Genomic DNA, 20,610 nt, shown 5'->3' on the forward strand with positions numbered 1-20,610 from the left:
CGTTTTTTTATAGCTGGTGATTATGACGTGGCCAATGATCTGGCACGATAAACCACACTTGATTAGCACTATCTACAGCTTGAATTGGCACTGTTACGTCTTTAATTTCGACTGTTGTTGTTAATTGAGAAAAAAGTGGTGGTGCAATCCATTGGCGTTTTTCTAGTATTTTTAGTGTTAATGTTGAAGCTTGTGAACAATAACACCAATGGCCTTTAAAACCGGTTGGATTAATAGTAATAGCCGAACCTGATTGTGTTTCTGGCCATGCATGAAATAAACGTCCCTGCATAATTAATCGGCGTTGAATCGGATAATGATAATTAAGCTGTTTAAAAGCAGGGTGATCGGTGAGTTGAAGTTGATGATCGAGCATTCGATTGATTTTTTTATCTAAATTATCATTGGCATTCGGACCTGGCCATTGATGTTGAAAGTTTAAATAGAACTTAATCGCCACTTCCCAATGTTCGATTTCATCACTGCAATGGTTATGCACTAAAAAATCAATTGCCCCGACTGTTTGTTGTTGCCATTGTAATTGGATTTCTTCACCAATAAGACTGTAATCAGGATGATGAATGATTAATTGCTGCCATAACCATTGATAATAAAAGCCTAAACGGGTGTTACCGTGATAACTTACATTGGTAGGAATAATCGCTCGTTTGGCAAATTGAAGTAGCCACTGGTTACTCATGCTGTAATTACATTCCGTTACAATATTAGGCATCATTAATAGCGCATGAAAATCAGCATTCGTTTGATGATAAACACCATGAACTTGTAACATATTGACACATCCCTCAAAGTAAACGTTTTCTTTTCTGTTTTCGATTAATCATTGACCGAGTTTTTGTAGTATTCTTTCATTTATTGGATTAAAGTACCAGTCAGGTTTATTGAGCAGGAGTTAACAATGTACACTCAGTTTTCAGTGGCGAATATTATTTCTCGTCGTGTCTATACGGTTTTATTAGGATTGGTGTGTTTACCTGTACTGCTTTTGATGCCTGTTAATAAACGTACACGATTAACAAGTTATATGTATCGTTGTTGGTCACAAACAAGCACGAAGCCACTATGGTTGTCACGCCTTGATCATGGTACTCAACGTCGTTAGTTGACGTAGCAAATTAAGTATGACAATTGTTGTTAAAAAAGCTGCCAATGGCAGCTTTTTTTGTACCTAGTATTATGCAATTGATTTTGTTGATTGAGATTGTCACTAAAGGCTGATATTTTTTGAACAAGAGGGTGTTGTTGAATCAATAACATGACGTTATTTTAAAAGGATAAGCGATGAATAACCTTAAATTAGAATCTTTGTTAAATGATTTTTTATCACCACAGTTGATTAAAGATTATTGTCCTAATGGGTTACAAGTAGAAGGTAAGGCAGAGATAACGAAAGTTATTACTGGTGTTACTGCTTGCCAAGCATTGATTGATCGTGCGGTTGCTGAAGGTGTTGATGCTATTTTAGTTCATCACGGTTTTTTCTGGAAAGGAGAGCCTGCTGAAATTAGAGGAATGAAATATCGTCGTATTAAGGCTTTGATTGAGAATGGTATTAACCTTTATGCTTATCATTTACCACTTGATGTTCACGCCCAAGTAGGTAATAACGTCCAGTTAGCACAACGTCTTGGGTTAGCAGTGATTGGAGGATTAGAGTTAGGTAATCCGCGTTCGATTGCGATTTATGGTGAACTCGACACACCATTAACTGGCGAAGAATTTGCAGCACGAATTGCAATGGCATTACAACGTGAGCCATTACATATTGGTGATAATGCGCCAGCCAAGATAAAAAAAGTCGGTTGGTGTACTGGTGGTGGCCAAGATTATATTGAACTTGCCGTTCAGCAAGGTTGCGATGCATTTATTTCAGGCGAAGTATCAGAACGTACAACCCATATTGCGCGTGAATTAGGCATTCATTATTTTGCTGCGGGGCATCATGCAACAGAGCGTTATGGCGTTAAAGCATTAGGTGAGTGGTTAGCACAGGAACATGGTATTGCAGTTGAGTTTATTGATATCGATAATCCTGTATAACAAACCACAACGATTTATTCATATTGTAAAAAAGGTTGAGCTTTAGTCTCAACCTTTTATATTTTGTTCGAACCTAGTTATTCACGTTCATGGAGTGGCTTAAACTCACGTTGTGAATAACCTGTATACAGTTGGCGTGGGCGGCCAATACGGTTGGTTGGATCACTGTGCATTTCGTTCCAATGCGCAATCCAGCCAATAACACGCGACATAGCAAAAATAACCGTAAACATTGATACTGGAATACCAATTGCTTTGAGAATAATACCTGAATAAAAATCAACATTCGGGTATAGCTTCTTACTGATAAAATATTCATCTGACAGTGCAATTCGCTCAAGCTCCATTGCAACATCAAGCAATGGATCATCAATCTTTAGCTCTTCAAGTACTTCGTGACAAGCTTCGCGCATCACTGTTGCACGAGGATCGTAGTTTTTATATACCCGATGACCAAAGCCCATTAATCGGAATGGGTCATCTTTATCTTTGGCACGTTCAATAAATTCTGGAATATTTTCTACACTACCAATTTCTTCAAGCATCTTAAGGCAAGCTTCATTAGCACCGCCATGCGCAGGCCCCCAAAGCGAAGCAATACCAGCTGCAATACAAGCAAATGGGTTAGCACCAGAAGAGCCAGCTAAACGTACAGTTGACGTTGATGCATTTTGCTCGTGATCGGCATGAAGAGTGAAAATTTTATCCATTGCACGTGAAACAACCGGGCTGACTTCATATTCTTCACATGGCGTTGCAAACATCATATGAAGGAAATTTTCAGCGTAGTCAAGGTCATTACGTGGATAGATAAAAGGTTGACCTGTAGTATATTTATGACACATCGCTGCCAAGGTTGGCATCTTCGATAGTAGTCTAAAAGCTGTTATTTCACGGTGAAGATCATTATTGATATCTAATGAATCATGGTAAAACGCTGATAGTGCACCGACCACGCCACACATAATAGCCATTGGGTGAGCATCACGACGAAAGCCATGGAAGAAACTCGCAATTTGCTCATGCACCATAGTATGACGTGTAACCGTAGTGCGAAATTGTTCATATTCAGCACGTGTAGGTACTTCACCATAAAGCAGAACATAACAAACTTCTAAGTAATCAGCATTATTCGCTAATTGATCGATAGGAAAACCACGATGTAACAGAATTCCTTTATCGCCATCAATATACGTGATTTGAGATTCACATGAGGCTGTCGCTAGAAAACCTGGATCAAATGTAAAAAAACCGTTTGCGCCTAGTTTTCGCACATCGATTACATCTTGGCCCTCTGAGCCCTCGATAATCGGCAGTTCGATAGGTGCTTTCCCTTCTATATGAAGAGTAGCTTTCTTATCTGCCATAACAATCTCCTTTGTTATTTGTAGAATCCTGAATCCGAAACGGATGTGTATTTGTTGTACCGCTGGATGAGTCAATTGTCAATTTTTGTATTCATCATTGTGCGCTTGTTAATAACTTTTCTGTATTTGTATTTTTTTTGTGAACTGGGTGTTTAATATGGTGTAACTAAGTTTGTTTTTGAATGTTACGCTATGTATAGTGGATTTGACATTTGGTTATGATATAGCTGACATGTTGTTAATAAACTGCGTAAGGAATGCGGTTGAAAGACAAAGCGATTATATTGCTCAATACTTTGCTTTTAATGATAGCGTAGCATTTTTTAGCTGTTTCTTGATGGCTCACTATAGAAACAATCAAAGAGTTTAATAAAAAATAAAATGCTTCAACGAAGCTGAGTGAGCAAAACGTGAAAGTAAAGAAATCCAGACCAGTCAACCTTGACCTACAAACAATGCGCTTTCCTTTAACAGCGATAGCGTCAATTCTACATCGAGTATCGGGCGTGATTACGTTCGTTGCGATCGCCATTTTGTTATGGTTTTTAAACTTGTCATTGTCCTCCCCTGAAGGTTTCGCTACTGCTGCCAGTATTACGGATAGTTGGTTGGTGAAATTTGTCTTGTGGGGAATATTAACAGCCCTGTTTTATCATATCGTATTAGGTCTTCGTCATTTACTGATGGATCTTGGGTATTTTGAAGAAATGGAAACGGGTCTTGCTAGTACAAAGGTGAGCTTTGTCATTGTGGCAATATTATCCGTATTTGCAGGAGTATTAGTATGGTAGCCAATGTCTCTTCTGTTGGGCGTAATGGTGTGCATGATTTTATTTTAATTCGTGCGACAGCCATTATTCTGACCTTATACACCGTTTATTTAGTTGGTTTTTTTGCTTTTGGTCCTGAAATAACCTTTGCATCATGGCAGGACTTTTTTAGTCAACTAACGACTAAAGTTTTCACTCTGTTAGCCTTAGGTTCCATTTTAATTCATGCGTGGATTGGTTTATGGCAAGTGCTTACTGATTATATTAAACCCGCAGCATTAAGAGCTTGTTTTCAGTTTGTTGTTGTCGCGGTTCTATTTATTTACCTATTTTCAGGTTTCTTCATTGTGTGGGGTGTGTAGTGGGCATTGCAGTTCGTGAATTTGATGCTGTTGTTATCGGCGCTGGTGGTGCAGGAATGCGTGCTGCACTACAAATATCAGAACAAGGCTTAAAATGTGCCTTGTTATCAAAAGTGTTTCCGACGCGTTCTCATACGGTGTCTGCACAAGGAGGGATCACTGTTGCCTTAGGTAATTCTCACCCTGATAACTGGCAATGGCATATGTATGATACTGTTAAAGGTTCTGATTATATTGGTGATCAGAATGCGATTGAGTACATGTGTGAAAATGGGCCTAAATCTGTGATTGAACTTGAAAAAATGGGACTACCATTTTCTCGCTTTGATGACGGCACTATTTATCAACGTCCATTTGGCGGTCAATCAAAAGAGTTTGGTGGTGAGCAAGCTGCACGTACTGCTGCTGCAGCAGACCGGACTGGGCATGCATTGTTGCATACTCTCTATCAGCAGAATATTAAACATCAAACCACTATTTTTTCTGAGTGGTATGCACTTGATTTAGTTAAAAACCAAGACGGCGTTATTTTAGGCTGTACTGCTTTGTGCATGGAAACTGGCGAAGTTTGTTATTTCAAATCGAAAGCAACTATTTTAGCAACGGGTGGCGCTGGTCGTATTTATGCATCGACTACTAATGCCCATATTAATACTGGTGATGGTGTTGGTATGGCATTACGAGCTGGTGTGCCAATGCAAGATATGGAAATGTGGCAATTTCATCCAACAGGTATTGCTGGCGCAGGGGTATTGGTCACCGAAGGTTGTCGTGGCGAAGGTGGTTACTTACTGAACAAAGATGGTGAGCGCTTTATGGAGCGTTATGCGCCAAATGCCAAAGATTTAGCCGGACGTGATGTGGTCGCTCGCTCAATGATGGTTGAAATTCGTGAAGGGCGAGGTTGTGATGGTCCATGGGGGCCACACTTGAAGTTAAAACTTGATCATTTAGGTAAAGACGTACTTGAATCGCGTTTACCGGGAATTTGTGAGCTTTCGCGCACGTTTGCTCATATCGATCCTGTTAAAGAGCCGATTCCGGTGATCCCTACGTGTCACTACATGATGGGCGGCGTACCGACTCAAGTATCAGGCCAAGCATTAAAACAAAATGCAGCAGGTATAGATGAAGAAGTTAAAGGTCTATTTGCTTGCGGTGAAATCGCCTCGGTATCTGTGCATGGCGCAAACCGCTTAGGGGGTAACTCGTTACTTGATTTGGTGGTGTTTGGTCGTGCAACAGGCTTACACCTTGGCGAAACCTTAGCGGCTCAAGTAGAAGCAACACCAGCAACTGAAGCCGATATTGAAGCTTCTCTTGCGCGTCTTAATCGTTGGAATAATACCCAAGAAGGTGAAGACCCCGTTCAAATTCGTAAAGATCTGCAAGCCTGCATGCAAAATAACTTCTCGGTATTTAGAGAGGGTGAGGCAATGGCAGCAGGACTTGAAGAGCTTAAAGCGATTCGTGAACGTTTACAGCATGCTCGACTCGATGACACTTCGACAGAGTTTAATACTCAGCGAATTGAATGTTTAGAATTAGATAACTTGATGGAAACGGCAATGGCAACGGCTATTGCTGCAAATTACCGCACAGAGAGCCGTGGAGCGCATGCTCGGTTTGATTTCCCTGAACGCGATGATGCTAATTGGTTATGTCATTCGATTTATAATCCTGAAACGGAAGCGATGACAAAACGTGCTGTCAATATGACACCGATTCATCGTGAAGCATTTCCGCCTAAAGCGCGTGTTTATTAACGGGAGACAACAGCGATGAAACTGAATTTTTCAATTTACCGTTATAACCCTGATGTTGATGATGCTCCGCACATGAAAGGCTACCAGCTTGATGTGCCTGATGGCTCAGATATGATGGTGTTAGATGCGCTAATTTTGCTTAAAGAACAAGATGCAAGTTTGTCTTTCCGTCGTTCTTGCCGTGAGGGGGTATGTGGCTCTGATGGTATTAACATGAACGGTAAAAATGGGTTAGCTTGTATTACACCGTTATCTGCGCTAATGAATAGCGATACCATAGTGATTCGTCCATTGCCTGGGTTGCCGGTGATTCGTGATTTGATCATTGATATGGAACAGTTTTATAGTAACTACGCTAAAGTAAAACCTTTTTTAATTGATGATGCGACGTTGCCGCCTGCAAGAGAAAATTTGCAAGCACCAGAAGATCGGGCTCAGTTAGATGGTTTATACGAATGTATTATGTGTGCCTGTTGTTCAACAGCATGCCCATCATTTTGGTGGAACCCAGATAAATTTATTGGCCCTGCTGGTTTATTGGCGGCTTACCGATGGTTAATTGATAGCCGTGATACAGCAACCGATGAACGATTGTCTGATCTTGACGATGCATTTAGTGTTTTTCGTTGCCATGGCATAATGAACTGTGTAAATGTTTGTCCTAAGGGATTAAATCCTACCAAAGCGATTGGACACATAAAATCTATGCTGCTTAAACGAGCAGTTTAAAAATATCGATATGTTAGTGAGTCGATGCAGTTTGCAGGCTCGCTAACGGGAATGCTCGGTATTAGACCGATGCCAATGGCGATAAATTAGTAGTTAAGGGAAAATAATGCAGAATAGCGTTATGAAGGCATGGCTTGAGTCTTCACATTTAGCTGGCGCCAACGCAACTTATATAGAAGATCTTTACGAGTTGTATCTTAGCGATCCAGAGTTAGTTGATACCCAATGGCGAGAGGTATTTGTCGATCTGCCGGTTGTTAATGACGTAGTTATTGAGCAACCCCATTCTCGTGTGCGTGATTACTTTCGACGTTTAGCAAAAGAAACCAATTTTTTAAGTGCCGTCGTTAACGATCCTGATGTTGATGCTAAGCAAGTAAAAGTATTACAGCTAATTAATGCTTACCGTTTTCGTGGTCATCAAAATGCTAATCTTGATCCTTTAGGATTATGGCAACGTGATCATGTTGCAGATCTCGATCCTGAATTCCATTCGCTAACCGCTGATGATTTCAATGAAACATTTAACGTTGGTTCATTTGCGATTGGCCAAGAAACCATGAAACTCAGTGAAATATACGCTGCACTTAAAAAGACCTATTGCGGGTCAATTGGTGCTGAATATATGCATATTACTGATACCGAAGAAAAGCGTTGGATTCAACAACGACTTGAATCGGTGATGGGCACTGGATCTTTTACTGCCGATGAACAACTGTGTTTTCTTGATGAATTAACAGCAGCAGAAGGTCTTGAGCGTTATTTAGGCGCAAAATTTCCTGGTGCTAAACGTTTCTCATTAGAAGGTGGCGATGCCATGATTCCAATGATGAAAGAGTTAATTCGTCATGCCGGCTCACAAGGCGTGCGCGAAGTTGTGGTGGGCATGGCTCACCGTGGCCGCTTAAATATGCTTGTTAATGTGTTAGGTAAAAAACCGCAAGATCTATTTGATGAATTTGCAGGTAAGCATGGTGAAAGCTGGGGTACTGGTGATGTGAAATATCATCAAGGCTTCTCGGCAGATTTTGCAACCCCTGGCGGTGATGTTCATCTAGCGTTAGCTTTTAACCCATCGCATCTTGAGATTGTAAACCCAGTAGTTGTCGGCTCAGTGCGAGCACGTCAAGATCGTTTAGGTGATGATACTGGCGATAAAGTATTGCCAATTACTATCCACGGCGACTCAGCAATTGCTGGTCAAGGCGTAGTTGCAGAAACATTTAATATGTCTCAAGCTCGTGGTTATAGTGTTGGTGGTACAGTACGTATTGTTATTAATAACCAAGTTGGTTTCACCACTTCAAATCCACAAGATACCCGCTCAACAGAATACTGTACTGATATTGCCAAGATGGTACAGGCACCTATTTTCCACGTAAATGCAGACGATCCAGAAGCCGTTGCGTTTGTAACTCGACTTGCCTTTGATTACCGCCATGAGTTTAAGCGTGATGTAGTGATTGATTTAGTCTGTTATCGCCGTCATGGTCACAATGAAGCTGATGAGCCCAACGCAACTCAACCGTTGATGTATCAAAAAATCATCAAACATCCGACGCCACGTAAGTTATATGCTGATTATTTAACTGAAATTGGTGCGTTTGGTTTAGATGTCGCGACGGGTTTAGTCAATCAATACCGTGATGCATTAGACCGTGGTGAGTGTGTCGTCAAAGAGTGGCGACCAATGAAATTGCACTCTGTCGATTGGGCACCATATTTAGGCCATGATTGGACTGTTGAGTGGGATAGTAAAATTGATGAACAACGTTTGCAGGAGTTAGGCAGTCGTTTATGTCAATATCCAGCAAGTCATCAATTACAGAGCCGAGTTCAAAAAATTTATAATGATCGCTTAGCTATGATCAATGGTGAGAAAGCCTTTGATTGGGGCATGGCTGAAAACTTGGCTTATGCGACATTGGTTGATGATGGTCATCGTATCCGTATTACTGGCCAAGATTCAGGTCGCGGTACGTTTTTCCATCGCCACGCGGTATTACATAATCAAGAAGATGCCAGTACTTATATTCCGTTAACTCATATTCATAATGGTCAAGGCCCGTTTGAAGTGATTGACTCGGTATTATCAGAAGAGGCAGTGCTTGCTTTTGAATATGGTTATGCAACCGCAGAACCGAGTGGTTTAACTATTTGGGAAGCGCAGTTCGGTGATTTTGCCAATGGTGCCCAAGTAGTCGTTGATCAATTCATTAGTTCTGGTGAACAAAAATGGGGTCGAATGTGTGGTTTAACCATGCTACTGCCACATGGATATGAAGGACAGGGGCCTGAACACTCATCAGCACGTCTTGAACGTTATCTACAACTATGTGCTGAGCAAAATATGCAAGTGGTTGTACCTTCAACTCCGGCGCAAGTTTATCATATGATTCGTCGTCAAGTTGTACGGCCAATGCGTCGCCCATTGATAGTTATGTCACCTAAGTCGTTGTTACGCCATCCATTATGTACATCAACACTTGATGAATTAGCTAATGGCACCTTCTTAGCAGCAATTGGTGAAGTTGATGAACTTCCAGCCCAACAAGTGCAGCGAGTCGTATTTTGTTCCGGTAAAGTGTATTACGACTTGTTAGAACAACGTCGTAAAAATGACCAAACTGATGTCGCGATTGTGCGTATTGAACAGTTGTATCCTTTCCCGAAAGAGGACGTTGAAGCGGCAATTGCTGATTATCAACATGTTACTGATTTCGTTTGGTGTCAGGAAGAGCCTCAAAATCAGGGAGCATGGTATTCTAGCCAGCATAATTTCTATTCTGCGTTACCAGCAGGAGCGCTTTTACGTTATGCCGGGCGACCAGCATCAGCATCACCTGCTGTAGGCTATATGTCTGTACACTTGAAACAACAAAAAGCGTTAGTTGAAGACGCATTAACTATTGAATCTCAAGACCATTCTAATAATTAGAACGAGAACAAAAGGACAATACCGATATGACAATCGAAATTCTGGTTCCTGACCTTCCGGAATCTGTTGCCGACGCAACTGTAGCCACGTGGCACAAACAACCAGGTGATGCTGTTACTCGTGATGAGGTCTTGGTTGATATTGAAACGGATAAAGTGGTACTTGAAGTACCAGCACCTGAAGACGGTGTATTAGAGGCTATCTTTGAAATTGAAGGAACCACAGTATTAACTAAGCAGTTGATTGGTAAAATCAAAGTTAACGCGGTTGCTGGTGAGCCAACATTAGATGTACTTGCTGATGCTGAATCATCGCCTAATAAACGCAATACTGCATCGCTAAATGAAGAAAATAGCGAAGCCTTAAGTCCTGCCGTTCGACGTTTATTAAGCGAGCATGGCGTGACAGCAGATAAAGTTAAAGGTACCGGTGTCGGTGGCCGAATTACCCGTGAAGATGTTGATGCTTATTTGAAAAATATTGCCGCAGCATCAACGGTAACTCAGAGTACTAAATCTGAAATTGAACCAGTATTGCCTTTAGCGCATCGTAGTGAAAAGCGAGTGCCGATGACACGATTACGTAAACGTGTTGCTGAGCGCTTGTTAGAAGCCAAGAATAGTACCGCCATGTTAACAACATTTAATGAAGTTAATATGAAGCCGATTATGGATTTGCGTAAACAGTATAAAGATGTGTTTGAGCAACGCCATGGTATTCGTCTTGGTTTTATGTCGTTTTATGTTAAAGCTGTTGTTGAGGCACTAAAGCGTTATCCAGAAGTGAATGCCTCGATTGATGGTGATGATATTGTTTATCATAACTTTTTTGATATTAGCATTGCAGTATCAACGCCACGCGGTTTAGTTACTCCTGTGTTGCGAGATTGTGATAAGTTAAGCTTGGCTGAAATTGAAAAAGGTATTCGTGATTTAGCGATTAAAGGCCGCGATGGTAAATTAACCGTTGATGATCTTATTGGTGGTAATTTTACTATTACTAACGGTGGTGTCTTTGGTTCGTTAATGTCGACGCCGATTATTAACCCACCACAAGCAGCAATCCTAGGTATGCACAAGATCCAAGACCGTCCAATGGCGGTTAATGGTCAAGTTGAGATTTTGCCAATGATGTATCTTGCACTTTCTTATGATCATCGCTTAGTTGATGGTCGTGAGTCAGTGGGTTATTTAGTAACAATTAAAGAGTTACTTGAAGATCCAACACGTTTATTACTGGACGTATAAGTATTAAATAGTTAACCGAGTAAGTGCTCATTATTCGGTTAACTATCTTCCTAGCAATAGGAAACAGTAAGTATGCGCAATGATGAAGAGATATCAAAGAATATCTCAAATGGATTTAATGCGTCCCAAAGGGATAAAAACGGATAGAACATTATGAATTTGCACGAGTATCAAGCAAAACAACTATTCGCTGAATATGGTTTACCTGTACCGGAAGGTTATGCTTGTGATACCCCACAAGAAGCAGCAGAAGCTGCAGGTAAAATTGGCGGTGAAAAATGGGTTGTAAAATGTCAAGTTCACGCTGGCGGTAGAGGAAAAGCTGGTGGTGTTGAATTACATGATAATAAAGAAGGGATCAAACAATTTGCTCAACATTGGTTAGGTAAAAACTTAGTGACTTACCAAACGGATGCAGCTGGTCAACCGGTTACAAAAGTGTTGGTAGAAGCGGCTTCAAGTATTGCCAATGAATTATATCTTGGTGCAGTTGTTGATCGTAGTTCGCAGCGTATTGTTTTCATGGCATCGACAGAAGGTGGTGTTGAAATCGAAAAAGTGGCTCAAGAAACGCCACATTTAATTCATAAAGCTGCCATCGATCCTTTAGTTGGACCACAACCTTATCAAGGGCGTGAATTAGCCTTTAAACTTGGCCTACAAGGTGATCAAGTAAAACAATTCACAAAAATATTTTTAGGGCTTGGCAATATGTTTGCTGAGTGTGATTTAGCATTGCTTGAAGTTAATCCATTAATTATTACTAATGAAGGCACGTTACTGTGTTTGGACGGTAAAATTAATATTGATGCTAATGCATTATACCGCCAACCTAAATTACGCCAAATGCATGATCCATCACAAGAAGACGAGCGTGAAGCCCATGCTGCCCAATGGGAACTCAATTACGTTGCACTTGACGGTAATATTGGTTGCATGGTCAATGGCGCAGGTTTAGCGATGGGAACCATGGATATTGTTAATCTTCATGGTGGTCAACCTGCCAACTTCCTTGATGTCGGTGGCGGCGCCACTAAAGAGCGTGTAACTGAAGCCTTTAAAATTATTCTTTCAGATAGCAATGTTAAAGCTGTTTTGGTGAATATTTTTGGTGGGATTGTTCGCTGTGATCTTATTGCTGAAGGTATCATTGGCGCTATTGCTGAAGTCGGTGTGAAAGTGCCTGTTGTCGTCCGCCTTGAAGGTAATAATGCTGAAGTAGGTGCTGCAAAATTGGCTGATAGTGGCCTCAATATTATTGCTGCTACTTCGCTTACAGAAGCTGCTGAAAAAGTCGTTGCTGCCGCGGAGGGTAAATAATGTCAATACTGATTAATAAAAATACTAAAGTAATTTGCCAGGGTTTTACTGGCGGTCAAGGTACGTTTCATTCAGAGCAAGCCCTTGATTATGGCACGCAATTAGTCGGTGGTGTTTCGCCGGGTAAGGGTGGGACTACACATTTAGGTTTACCAGTATTTAATACTGTGCGTGATGCAGTTGAAGCAACGGGTGCAACCGCTACCGTAATTTATGTGCCAGCACCTTTCTGCAAAGATGCTATTTTAGAAGCTATTGATGCTGGCATTGAACTGATAGTGACGATTACCGAAGGCATTCCAACGTTGGATATGCTAGATGTAAAAGTGCGTTTAGAGGCTACAGGCGTACGAATGATTGGCCCTAACTGTCCCGGTATTATTACGCCTGATGAGTGTAAAATTGGTATTATGCCAGGCCATATTCATAAAGCGGGTAAAGTTGGGATTGTATCGCGCTCTGGCACACTAACTTATGAAGCGGTAAAGCAAACAACAGATGAAGGCTTTGGTCAATCAACCTGTGTTGGCATTGGTGGTGATCCTATTCCAGGCTCAAATTTCATTGATATTCTTGAAATGTTTGAAAATGATCCTGCAACAGAAGCCATTGTAATGATTGGTGAAATTGGTGGTACTGCAGAAGAAGAAGCTGCTGCATATATTAAAACCAATGTCACTAAACCTGTGGTGTCATACATTGCGGGTGTCACGGCGCCCCCAGGTAAACGTATGGGGCATGCTGGTGCGATTATCTCTGGCGGCACAGGAACTGCAGATGAAAAATTTGCGGCTCTTGAAGCAGCAGGCGTTAAAACTGTTCAAAGTTTAGCTGACATTGGTAAAGCATTACGCGAAGTAACAGGTTGGTAAATTTAATCAGCCTTTAGTTGTTAAAATATAACGATAAAAAAACCGCTTACCTTATATGGAAGCGGTTTTTTTATTGACGATGAATTTTGTTAGCGCTGAGTTGGCTTAAATTGACTTAGCATAAACAGTGCTGCAGCGGATACGACTACTGAAGGGCCAGCAGGAGTATCATAATGCCATGACATTGCTAATCCGAGCACCACTGAAATAGAACCAATTATTGATGCAATTACTGCCATTGATTCTGGACTACGAGCAAAACGACGTGCTGTTGCTGCAGGAATAATCAGTAGTGAAGTGATTATTAATGCTCCCACAAACTTCATTGCAACGGCAATTACCATTCCAACCATTAGCATTAGTAATAATCGCATTAAATCAACGTTAACACCTTCGACTTGTGCCATTTCTTCGCTGATTGTCATTGACAGTAGTGGGCGCCATAAGTAGATAAGCAGCGCTAATACTATGGCACCGCCGCCATAAATCCACATTAGATCATTAGTGGTTACAGCGAGTAAATCACCAAATAAATATGCCATTAAATCGATACGAACATTATCTAAAAAGCTCACTGCGACTAAGCCAAGTGATAATGCACTATGGGCTAATATTCCTAGTAATGTATCTGTTGCGACATAACGTTGCTTTTGTAGTGTCACTAGAATAACCGCTAACACTAAACAACAAATCACTAACGCAAGATTTAAATTAATATTAAATAAAAAGCCTAAGGCAATACCCAGTAATGACGCGTGTGACAGCGTATCACCAAAATAAGCCATTTTTCGCCAGACAACAAACGAACCTAAAGGACCGGCTAAAAGGGCTATCCCAATACCAGCAATTAATGCGGGAAGTAGAAACTCAATCATTATTTATTACTATCCTGATGATTATTGCAGCATGTTGATGGTGTCATTGAATCATCGTGTTGGTGGTTATGTTGATGTTGATATAACGCCAATTGGTCACTGGCTTGACGACCAAATAACGCAATATATTTAGGATGATTAGTGACACTAAATGGGCTGCCAGAACAACAGATATGATGTTGTAAACAAATTACTTTATCCGTTTTTGCCATTACAAGATGAAGATCGTGCGAAACCATCAAAATAGCACAATTAAGTAAATCACGTAATTGTTGAATTAAGCGATAAAGCTCTAATTGTCCTGTAACATCAACGCCTTGTACTGGTTCATCTAAGACTAATAAATCGGGTTTTTGTAACAATGCACGCGCTAATAACACTCGTTGCATTTCACCACCCGATAAACGATGCATATCACTATCAATTAAGTGTTCACCATTAACCATTGCTAATGCTTCACGGCGTTGCTCAATAGAATAACGCCCAGCTAAACGCATAAACCGATCGACAGAAAGTGGCAGAGTCTCATTTAGGTGTAGTTTTTGTGGTACGTAACCAATGCGAATTCCTTTTTGGCGCACAACTTTACCTAAGGTTGGCTTTTGTAATCCAGTGATTACTTTAACAAGAGTTGATTTTCCCGCGCCATTAGGGCCAATGAGCGTTGTGATTTCACCACGCTCTAATTTGAGTGCAACATTATCTAGAACGTTGCGTCCAGAGAAGGCTACGGTTAATGATTGTAATTCGACTAATGTTGTCATAAAGCGTGCTTAAAATAAGAAGTTGCAAAAATGTGATGTTATATTATAACATCGCTATATTACTTGTGTTACTGTTAATACGCGCTGATTATAACCAATTGAGAAAAATTTCTTTGCTGATAATCAACAATTTTTGCTGTTCTACATTTTATGGAAAAAATCATGCACCGTTTAACTTCTCTATTTTGTGCTACTGCTCTTGTTGCTTCTGGATCTGCTATTGCTGCTGATACCTTTAACGTTGTCACAACAGTAAAGCCACTGAACTTAATTGTGAGTGAATTAACTCAAGGCGCTGCAACCAGTGAATTTGTTATTCCTGTTGGTTCATCGCCACACGATTATGCGCTACGTCCTTCTGATGTAAGAAAACTGAAGCAAGCAGATCTTGTGGTATGGGTCGGTCCTGAGTTGGAGTCATTCTTAACCAAAACCATGGCCTCAAAACCTGAAAATATCGCATTAAGTAAACAACAAGGCATTAACTTTCGATACTATGCTGAAGATACACAAGAACATAGTGGCCATGAGGATGACCATGATCATGACCATGAAGGACATCATCATAATCATCATGGCATCGACCCTCATTTATGGTTAGGTCCAGAGCAAGCGGTTCAAGCTGCAAATGTCATAACTAAGGCATTGATCAAGTATGATCCGTTGCATAAAAATACATATACCGCTAATCTTTCTACATTCACAACAGATGTTCAGCAAGCGGTTATTGAGCTTAATAAGCAATTAAAACCTTTAAATAATAAAGGTTATTATGTTTTCCATGATGGCTATGGCTATTTTGAACAACAATTTAAGCTAGATAATCTTGGCCATTTTACGGTTGAGCCGGATCGTCGTCCGGGTGCAAAAACACTGTTATCTATTCGTCAGGCATTAACGAATAATGAGGCATACTGTGTTTTTAGTGAACCTCAGTTTTCGCCTGCTGTTGTGAAATCAGTGACCAAAGGAACGAATGTAAAAATAGGGACTCTTGACCCAATGGCAACTGATATCGTTGAGGGCAAGGGAGGATATGTCCGTTTTCTTAATGAACTTGGACAACGATTTAGTAAGTGTCTTAATTAATCATGAAATATTATATCGCTGCGGTAACATCATTAAAGATGTTACCGCTGCAGCATAAAATTGCGTTATTCTCGACAACAATTTTGATGGTGGCTGCTATTGCATGGCAGCCATCTAAACCTGCAATACCTTTCCCGATATTAAAAAAACCGCCACCTATTGCTGTGCCTATTAATATTACTCCGGCTGAAATATCAGAACCCGATAGTGAACCAATGGGCGCGTCTCTAGATCAAAATGATCCTCAATTTCAAGCGCCAAAAGATGAAATTGAGCAGCAATTAGTACAAGCACATGCTGAAACCGAATCTAAACATCGAGTGTTATCAGGGGAAACCTTGGGGGTCATATTCTCTCAATATGGCTTACCGATATCAGAAATGTATCGTCTAATTGATGCTAATAAATCAGTACAACAGCTACGCGTTGGGCAAACATTAGAATGGGAAGTCGATGCTGATGGTAAGTTGACATCGCTGAGTATTATTCGTAGTAAGAAAGTGACAGATACTTATACGCTTGGTAAAAAAGGCTATAGCTATAAAGAAGTGGTGCAGAAAGGTGATATTAAGCCTGTGGTATTAACTGGGCGAGTATCCGGTAGTTTCTATAATTCAGCACGAGATGCTGGGTTAACGCCGACGCAAATTGGTAATGTGGTTAAAGCACTACAATGGAAGATGAATCTTGGCCGTGATGCCCGTAAAGGTGACTCGTTTGGTGTGGTGCTAGATCGTGAATTTATTGATGGCAAAGCTGTGGGTAAAGGTAAAATGAACGCCTTTTACTATAAAAGCCAACGCCGTGGGCATTCAATTTTTATTGCTCGTGGTGCCGATGACCAATTTTACGATCAAGATGCGCGTAGTTTGAATCGTGGTTTTAAACGGATACCATTACTCAAATCATACCGGATTAGTTCTTCATTTAATCCTAATCGTTTGCATCCGATCACTAAGCGTCGATCCCCACATAATGGGACCGATTTTGCGGTACCAATAGGCACTACTATTTTGGCAGCTGGTGATGGTGTCGTGGTTAAATCACGTTACCATCCGTTAGCGGGTAATTACATTGTTATCAAACATGGGCGGGAATATATGACTCGCTACTTGCATCTAAGTAAACGTCAAGTCAAAGTTGGTGATAAAGTTAAAATGGGTCAGCGAATTGCAAAAAGTGGTAATACTGGACGTTCAACAGGCCCACATTTACATTTTGAGTTGATCAAAAATGGACGTCCTGTTAATGCAATGAAAGTTCCCCTACCGCAAGCAGAGCCGTTGCGAGGTAGCACTCGAACACAATTTATGCGTAGTGTTAAAGCGTATAAAAAACAATTAAGCACTCAGATGCCGAGTTAAAACCAATATAAAGAGTTGTTCTTAAAGCGTATCGAAAGGTACGCTTTTTTTTATGTGTGTAAAAATAATGACAAAAGAGTAATAATGCAGGTTTATTGGTTATTTATATCGAAAAGTCGCAATTAATAAGTGATAACTATTATTTTAAATCAGTCATGGAATAATTGATTTAAGACAAGACTAATTTCGTATCAAAGTGTAAACTTCGCTACATCGTAATGAAAATAATTCTTATTAAGGTAGCCGTTTAACTATGAAGCTGTCAGATATGTCGTGTGGCCACAGCGGTACAGTAATTAATATGTCTGCGTTACCAGCGGTAACGCGTAAAAAATTAATGGTTATGGGGTTATTACCACATACAGAAATTACTGTGGTTCGCTTAGCCCCATTAGGAGACCCACTTCAGGTTCGGGTACGTGGTGTTGATATTGCGCTCCGTAAAAAAATTGCTGAAGATATAGAAGTTGAGGTTAAATAATGCAATATGACATTCTTACCGTTGGTAATCCAAATAGCGGTAAAACGACACTGTTTAATGGATTAACAGGTTCAAAACAGCAGGTGGGTAACTGGGCTGGTGTTACTGTTGAAAAAAAGACCGGTCGTTATCAGCATAATGGTGATGATTTTTCTCTGACTGATCTTCCTGGTATTTATAATCTTGATAGTGCTAATGATGCTAATAGTCTTGATGAAGCGATTGCGTCACGCGCGATTTTAACGACCCCTGCAGACGTTATTATTAATGTTGTTGATGCATCATCGCTTGAACGTAGTTTATACATGACGTTACAGCTGCGTGAATTAGGTCGACCAATGGTGGTTGTGCTTAATAAGATGGATGTATTGAAGCGTCAGCAACAAGTTATCGATCTTAAAGCTTTAGAAAAAGCTTTAGGTTGTCCTGTGGTTGCATTGTCTGCTAATAATATGGAACGTATTGGCGAGTTTAAATCGAAGCTACATAAAATGCTGATTCAAGGTATTGTCGTTTCAGACTTTTCACTTGATTATGGCAATGATTTTGAAGCAGCGGTTGAGCTATTAAAGCCTTTATTTATCCATGATGAAAAGCTCAACCCTCGCGCACAATCGATTCGTGTATTAGAAAATGATACTTTAGTTATTCACACTTTATCAGAAGAGTATAAGCAACAGGCTTGTGCTATTCGTAGTCAAATGCTGGAATTAGTTGATCCGGATATTCAAGTTGCTGATGTGCGTTATACGTTTTTACATCAATTATGTCAGAAAGTTCGTCGTCAAGAAGGCCGATTAAGTCATAATCTAACTGATAAAATTGACCGCGTATTATTACACCGTGCTATTGGTATCCCATTTTTCTTCTTCGTAATGTACGTTATGTTCATGTTTGCAATTAACGTGGGCAGTGCATTTATCGACTTTTTTGATATTAGTTTCGGTGCAGTGTTAGTTGATGGCGGTCATTATTTATTAGATAACCACTTGCCGGTATGGCTAGTGACTATTATTGCAAATGGTGTCGGTGGTGGTATTCAAACCGTCGCAACCTTTATCCCTGTGATTGCGTGTCTATATCTGTTCCTTGCCGTTTTGGAAAGTTCAGGTTATATGGCTCGTGCTGCTTTTGTGCTTGATAAAGTGATGCAAAAAGTAGGTTTACCCGGTAAAGCGTTTGTGCCACTTGTGCTTGGTTTTGGTTGTAATGTACCCGCTATCATGGCGACGCGTACTTTAGAACAAGAGCGTGAGCGTAAACTTGCCGCAGCAATGGCACCGTTTATGTCATGTGGTGCTCGTCTACCGGTATATGCATTATTTGCCGCTGCTTTCTTCCCTGATAATGGTCAGAACGTTGTTTTCACACTCTATATTTTGGGTATAGTCGCCGCAGTAATGACGGGACTGATTTTGCGTAATACGCTTTACCCAGGAGCAAGTGATAGCTTTATCATGGAAATGCCAAACTATGAATTACCAACAATACGTAATGTGGTGATTAAAACATGGCAGAAGTTAAAGCGCTTTGTGTTTGGCGCCGGTAAAACGATTGTTGTTGTAGTAACAATTTTAAGTTTCTTCAATTCACTCGGTACTGATGGTTCATTTGGTAATGAAGATACTTCAAAATCAGTGTTATCACATGCCGCACAAGTGGTTACTCCAGTATTAGAACCGATTGGGGTTAAAGCTGATAACTGGCCAGCAACTGTGGGTATTATTACCGGTATTTTTGCTAAAGAAGCAGTAGTAGGTACATTAAATAGTTTATATGCGCCTGCACTTGATGGTAAGAGTGAAGAATATGATCTTATTGGCAGCCTAAAAGAAGCCGTTGCTTCTATTGGGGATAATTTATCCGCGCTAAGCTTCAGTGATCCTTTGGGTATTGAAGTAGGCGATCTTGAGAACAAAACTGCTGTTGCTGAAGAGCAAGGTGTTGATCAATCTGTGTTCGGTAATATTCAGTCACGATTTGTGAGTGGCGCTGCGGCAATGTCTTACTTAATCTTCATTCTGCTTTATACGCCATGTGCTGCGGCAATGGGTGCGTATGTACGTGAGTTTGGTAAGAAGTTTGCAGGCTTTATTGCGGGTTGGACAATGTTACTGGCTTATACTTTTGCATCATTGTTCTACCAAATTGCAGATTTTGCTCTACATCCAGCCAGTAGTTCGTTCTGGATAGCATTTTTCATTGTGATTAATGTCGGGATCTACTTGTTGATGAAACGGCAAGGTAAAAAGCAGTCGCATCTAGAAGGATTATTGCTTGAATGATCTTACAACAATTAAAACAGTATATTGCACAGCATGGTCGTGTGAGCCGTAAGCAGTTGGCTCTTCATTTTGGAATGTCAGAAGATGGCGTTGATGCAATGCTAGCGGTCTGGGTACGAAAAGGTGCGATAGGCAAAGAATTGGTCGGTTGTGATAGTAGCCAATGCTGTCAAACCGCTAAAGATGTGTGGTATCGATGTTTAGCGGCTAATGAGTTGTCAGTAACCGTTATGCGTTAAATATTAATAGTGATCACTAATAAGCAGCCTACGGGCTGCTTTTTTTATACCCATTGTTATATCAACCAAGATAACAGCGTT

General features: G+C 40.6%; 19 protein-coding genes. 15 read left to right on the plus strand and 4 right to left on the minus strand.

Annotated features, from left to right (window positions below; genetic code table 11):
• Positions 1-7: 7 nt before the first annotated feature.
• Positions 8-793 (minus strand): DUF1853 family protein, encoded by a 786-nt coding sequence (locus C0W29_RS05390; RefSeq protein ID WP_045044318.1) that lies wholly within the window; start codon positions 791-793, stop codon positions 8-10.
• Between the two features lie 126 nt (positions 794-919).
• On the opposite strand from C0W29_RS05390, the gene C0W29_RS05395 reads away from it, so the two are divergent.
• Together C0W29_RS05395 and C0W29_RS05400 are read left to right on the plus strand one after the other, a co-directional pair.
• Positions 920-1,123, plus strand: a complete 204-nt coding sequence (locus tag C0W29_RS05395) for a DUF2517 family protein (protein WP_036795507.1) — start codon at positions 920-922, stop codon at positions 1,121-1,123.
• 179 nt (positions 1,124-1,302) lie between these two features.
• Positions 1,303-2,061 carry a Nif3-like dinuclear metal center hexameric protein gene (locus C0W29_RS05400; protein ID WP_045044319.1) on the plus strand — a complete coding sequence of 253 codons (759 nt, stop codon included), beginning with the start codon at positions 1,303-1,305 and terminating at the stop codon, positions 2,059-2,061.
• Positions 2,062-2,138: 77 nt separating this feature from the next.
• On the opposite strand, the gene C0W29_RS05405 is transcribed toward C0W29_RS05400, so the two are convergent.
• On the minus strand, positions 2,139-3,428 hold the full coding sequence (locus tag C0W29_RS05405; protein WP_045041684.1) for a citrate synthase: 1,290 nt from the start codon (positions 3,426-3,428) through the stop codon (positions 2,139-2,141).
• Between the two features lie 410 nt (positions 3,429-3,838).
• On the opposite strand from C0W29_RS05405, the gene sdhC reads away from it, so the two are divergent.
• From sdhC to sucD, 8 genes are all read left to right on the plus strand, one after another.
• Positions 3,839-4,219: a succinate dehydrogenase cytochrome b556 subunit gene (gene sdhC, locus C0W29_RS05410; RefSeq protein WP_036795504.1), complete on the plus strand. Its 381-nt coding sequence runs from the start codon at positions 3,839-3,841 to the stop codon at positions 4,217-4,219.
• Complete coding sequence (gene sdhD / locus C0W29_RS05415; RefSeq protein ID WP_036795503.1) at positions 4,213-4,560, plus strand: succinate dehydrogenase, hydrophobic membrane anchor protein; 348 nt, start codon at positions 4,213-4,215, stop codon at positions 4,558-4,560. The genes sdhC and sdhD overlap by 7 nt, the downstream gene beginning before the upstream one ends.
• Positions 4,560-6,326, plus strand: a complete 1,767-nt coding sequence (gene sdhA / locus C0W29_RS05420) for a succinate dehydrogenase flavoprotein subunit (protein ID WP_045044320.1) — start codon at positions 4,560-4,562, stop codon at positions 6,324-6,326. The genes sdhD and sdhA overlap by 1 nt, the downstream gene beginning before the upstream one ends.
• 15 nt (positions 6,327-6,341) lie before the next feature.
• A complete protein-coding gene (locus tag C0W29_RS05425; protein WP_045041682.1) occupies positions 6,342-7,055 on the plus strand; it encodes a succinate dehydrogenase iron-sulfur subunit in 714 nt (237 codons plus the stop codon).
• A 106-nt stretch (positions 7,056-7,161) separates the two neighbouring features.
• The gene (sucA, locus tag C0W29_RS05430) at positions 7,162-9,993 is read left to right on the plus strand and encodes a 2-oxoglutarate dehydrogenase E1 component (protein ID WP_045044321.1); all 2,832 of its coding nucleotides are present in this window, start codon (positions 7,162-7,164) and stop codon (positions 9,991-9,993) included.
• A gap of 26 nt (positions 9,994-10,019) precedes the next feature.
• Positions 10,020-11,240, plus strand: coding sequence for a 2-oxoglutarate dehydrogenase complex dihydrolipoyllysine-residue succinyltransferase (gene odhB, locus C0W29_RS05435; RefSeq protein ID WP_045041680.1), 1,221 nt, complete (start codon positions 10,020-10,022; stop codon positions 11,238-11,240).
• A 153-nt stretch (positions 11,241-11,393) separates the two neighbouring features.
• The gene (gene sucC, locus C0W29_RS05440) at positions 11,394-12,560 is read left to right on the plus strand and encodes an ADP-forming succinate--CoA ligase subunit beta (RefSeq protein ID WP_045041679.1); all 1,167 of its coding nucleotides are present in this window, start codon (positions 11,394-11,396) and stop codon (positions 12,558-12,560) included.
• A complete protein-coding gene (gene sucD / locus C0W29_RS05445; RefSeq protein WP_045044322.1) occupies positions 12,560-13,432 on the plus strand; it encodes a succinate--CoA ligase subunit alpha in 873 nt (290 codons plus the stop codon). Before sucC ends, sucD begins: the two co-directional genes overlap by 1 nt.
• Before the next feature lie 89 nt (positions 13,433-13,521).
• Here sucD and znuB read toward each other — a convergent pair whose 3' ends face one another.
• Positions 13,522-14,307 (minus strand): zinc ABC transporter permease subunit ZnuB, encoded by a 786-nt coding sequence (gene znuB / locus C0W29_RS05450; protein ID WP_036795495.1) that lies wholly within the window; start codon positions 14,305-14,307, stop codon positions 13,522-13,524.
• Complete coding sequence (gene znuC / locus C0W29_RS05455; protein WP_045041677.1) at positions 14,307-15,071, minus strand: zinc ABC transporter ATP-binding protein ZnuC; 765 nt, start codon at positions 15,069-15,071, stop codon at positions 14,307-14,309. The genes znuB and znuC overlap by 1 nt, the downstream gene beginning before the upstream one ends.
• Positions 15,072-15,233: 162 nt before the next feature.
• Here znuC and znuA point away from each other — a divergent pair, with 162 nt between their 5' ends.
• From znuA to C0W29_RS05480, 5 genes are all read left to right on the plus strand, one after another.
• Positions 15,234-16,160, plus strand: a complete 927-nt coding sequence (znuA, locus tag C0W29_RS05460) for a zinc ABC transporter substrate-binding protein ZnuA (protein WP_052671539.1) — start codon at positions 15,234-15,236, stop codon at positions 16,158-16,160.
• A gap of 2 nt (positions 16,161-16,162) precedes the next feature.
• On the plus strand, positions 16,163-17,524 hold the full coding sequence (mepM, locus tag C0W29_RS05465; protein WP_045044324.1) for a murein DD-endopeptidase MepM: 1,362 nt from the start codon (positions 16,163-16,165) through the stop codon (positions 17,522-17,524).
• 253 nt (positions 17,525-17,777) lie between these two features.
• Positions 17,778-18,005, plus strand: a complete 228-nt coding sequence (locus tag C0W29_RS05470; RefSeq protein WP_036795487.1) for a FeoA family protein — start codon at positions 17,778-17,780, stop codon at positions 18,003-18,005.
• Positions 18,005-20,290: a Fe(2+) transporter permease subunit FeoB gene (gene feoB / locus C0W29_RS05475; RefSeq protein WP_045044325.1), complete on the plus strand. Its 2,286-nt coding sequence runs from the start codon at positions 18,005-18,007 to the stop codon at positions 20,288-20,290. The genes C0W29_RS05470 and feoB overlap by 1 nt, the downstream gene beginning before the upstream one ends.
• On the plus strand, positions 20,287-20,529 hold the full coding sequence (locus tag C0W29_RS05480; RefSeq protein WP_036795484.1) for a FeoC-like transcriptional regulator: 243 nt from the start codon (positions 20,287-20,289) through the stop codon (positions 20,527-20,529). Before feoB ends, C0W29_RS05480 begins: the two co-directional genes overlap by 4 nt.
• Positions 20,530-20,610: the final 81 nt, after the last annotated feature.

Origin of the sequence: Photobacterium kishitanii (genome assembly GCF_003026355.1) — a bacterium.
In the GTDB taxonomy this organism is placed as follows: Bacteria; Pseudomonadota; Gammaproteobacteria; order Enterobacterales; family Vibrionaceae; genus Photobacterium; species Photobacterium kishitanii.

What these genes read in the sequence shown, in the direction of transcription:
- C0W29_RS05390 (WP_045044318.1), bottom strand. Translation starts at nt 793, where the DNA reads ATGTTACAAGTTCATGGTGTTTATCATCAAACGAATGCTGATTTTCAT.
- C0W29_RS05395 (WP_036795507.1), top strand. Translation starts at nt 920, where the DNA reads ATGTACACTCAGTTTTCAGTGGCGAATATTATTTCTCGTCGTGTCTAT.
- C0W29_RS05400 (WP_045044319.1), top strand. Translation starts at nt 1,303, where the DNA reads ATGAATAACCTTAAATTAGAATCTTTGTTAAATGATTTTTTATCACCA.
- C0W29_RS05405 (WP_045041684.1), bottom strand. Translation starts at nt 3,428, where the DNA reads ATGGCAGATAAGAAAGCTACTCTTCATATAGAAGGGAAAGCACCTATC.
- sdhD (WP_036795503.1), top strand. Translation starts at nt 4,213, where the DNA reads ATGGTAGCCAATGTCTCTTCTGTTGGGCGTAATGGTGTGCATGATTTT.
- C0W29_RS05425 (WP_045041682.1), top strand. Translation starts at nt 6,342, where the DNA reads ATGAAACTGAATTTTTCAATTTACCGTTATAACCCTGATGTTGATGAT.
- sucA (WP_045044321.1), top strand. Translation starts at nt 7,162, where the DNA reads ATGCAGAATAGCGTTATGAAGGCATGGCTTGAGTCTTCACATTTAGCT.
- odhB (WP_045041680.1), top strand. Translation starts at nt 10,020, where the DNA reads ATGACAATCGAAATTCTGGTTCCTGACCTTCCGGAATCTGTTGCCGAC.
- sucC (WP_045041679.1), top strand. Translation starts at nt 11,394, where the DNA reads ATGAATTTGCACGAGTATCAAGCAAAACAACTATTCGCTGAATATGGT.
- sucD (WP_045044322.1), top strand. Translation starts at nt 12,560, where the DNA reads ATGTCAATACTGATTAATAAAAATACTAAAGTAATTTGCCAGGGTTTT.
- znuB (WP_036795495.1), bottom strand. Translation starts at nt 14,307, where the DNA reads ATGATTGAGTTTCTACTTCCCGCATTAATTGCTGGTATTGGGATAGCC.
- znuC (WP_045041677.1), bottom strand. Translation starts at nt 15,071, where the DNA reads ATGACAACATTAGTCGAATTACAATCATTAACCGTAGCCTTCTCTGGA.
- znuA (WP_052671539.1), top strand. Translation starts at nt 15,234, where the DNA reads ATGCACCGTTTAACTTCTCTATTTTGTGCTACTGCTCTTGTTGCTTCT.
- mepM (WP_045044324.1), top strand. Translation starts at nt 16,163, where the DNA reads ATGAAATATTATATCGCTGCGGTAACATCATTAAAGATGTTACCGCTG.
- C0W29_RS05470 (WP_036795487.1), top strand. Translation starts at nt 17,778, where the DNA reads ATGAAGCTGTCAGATATGTCGTGTGGCCACAGCGGTACAGTAATTAAT.
- feoB (WP_045044325.1), top strand. Translation starts at nt 18,005, where the DNA reads ATGCAATATGACATTCTTACCGTTGGTAATCCAAATAGCGGTAAAACG.
- C0W29_RS05480 (WP_036795484.1), top strand. Translation starts at nt 20,287, where the DNA reads ATGATCTTACAACAATTAAAACAGTATATTGCACAGCATGGTCGTGTG.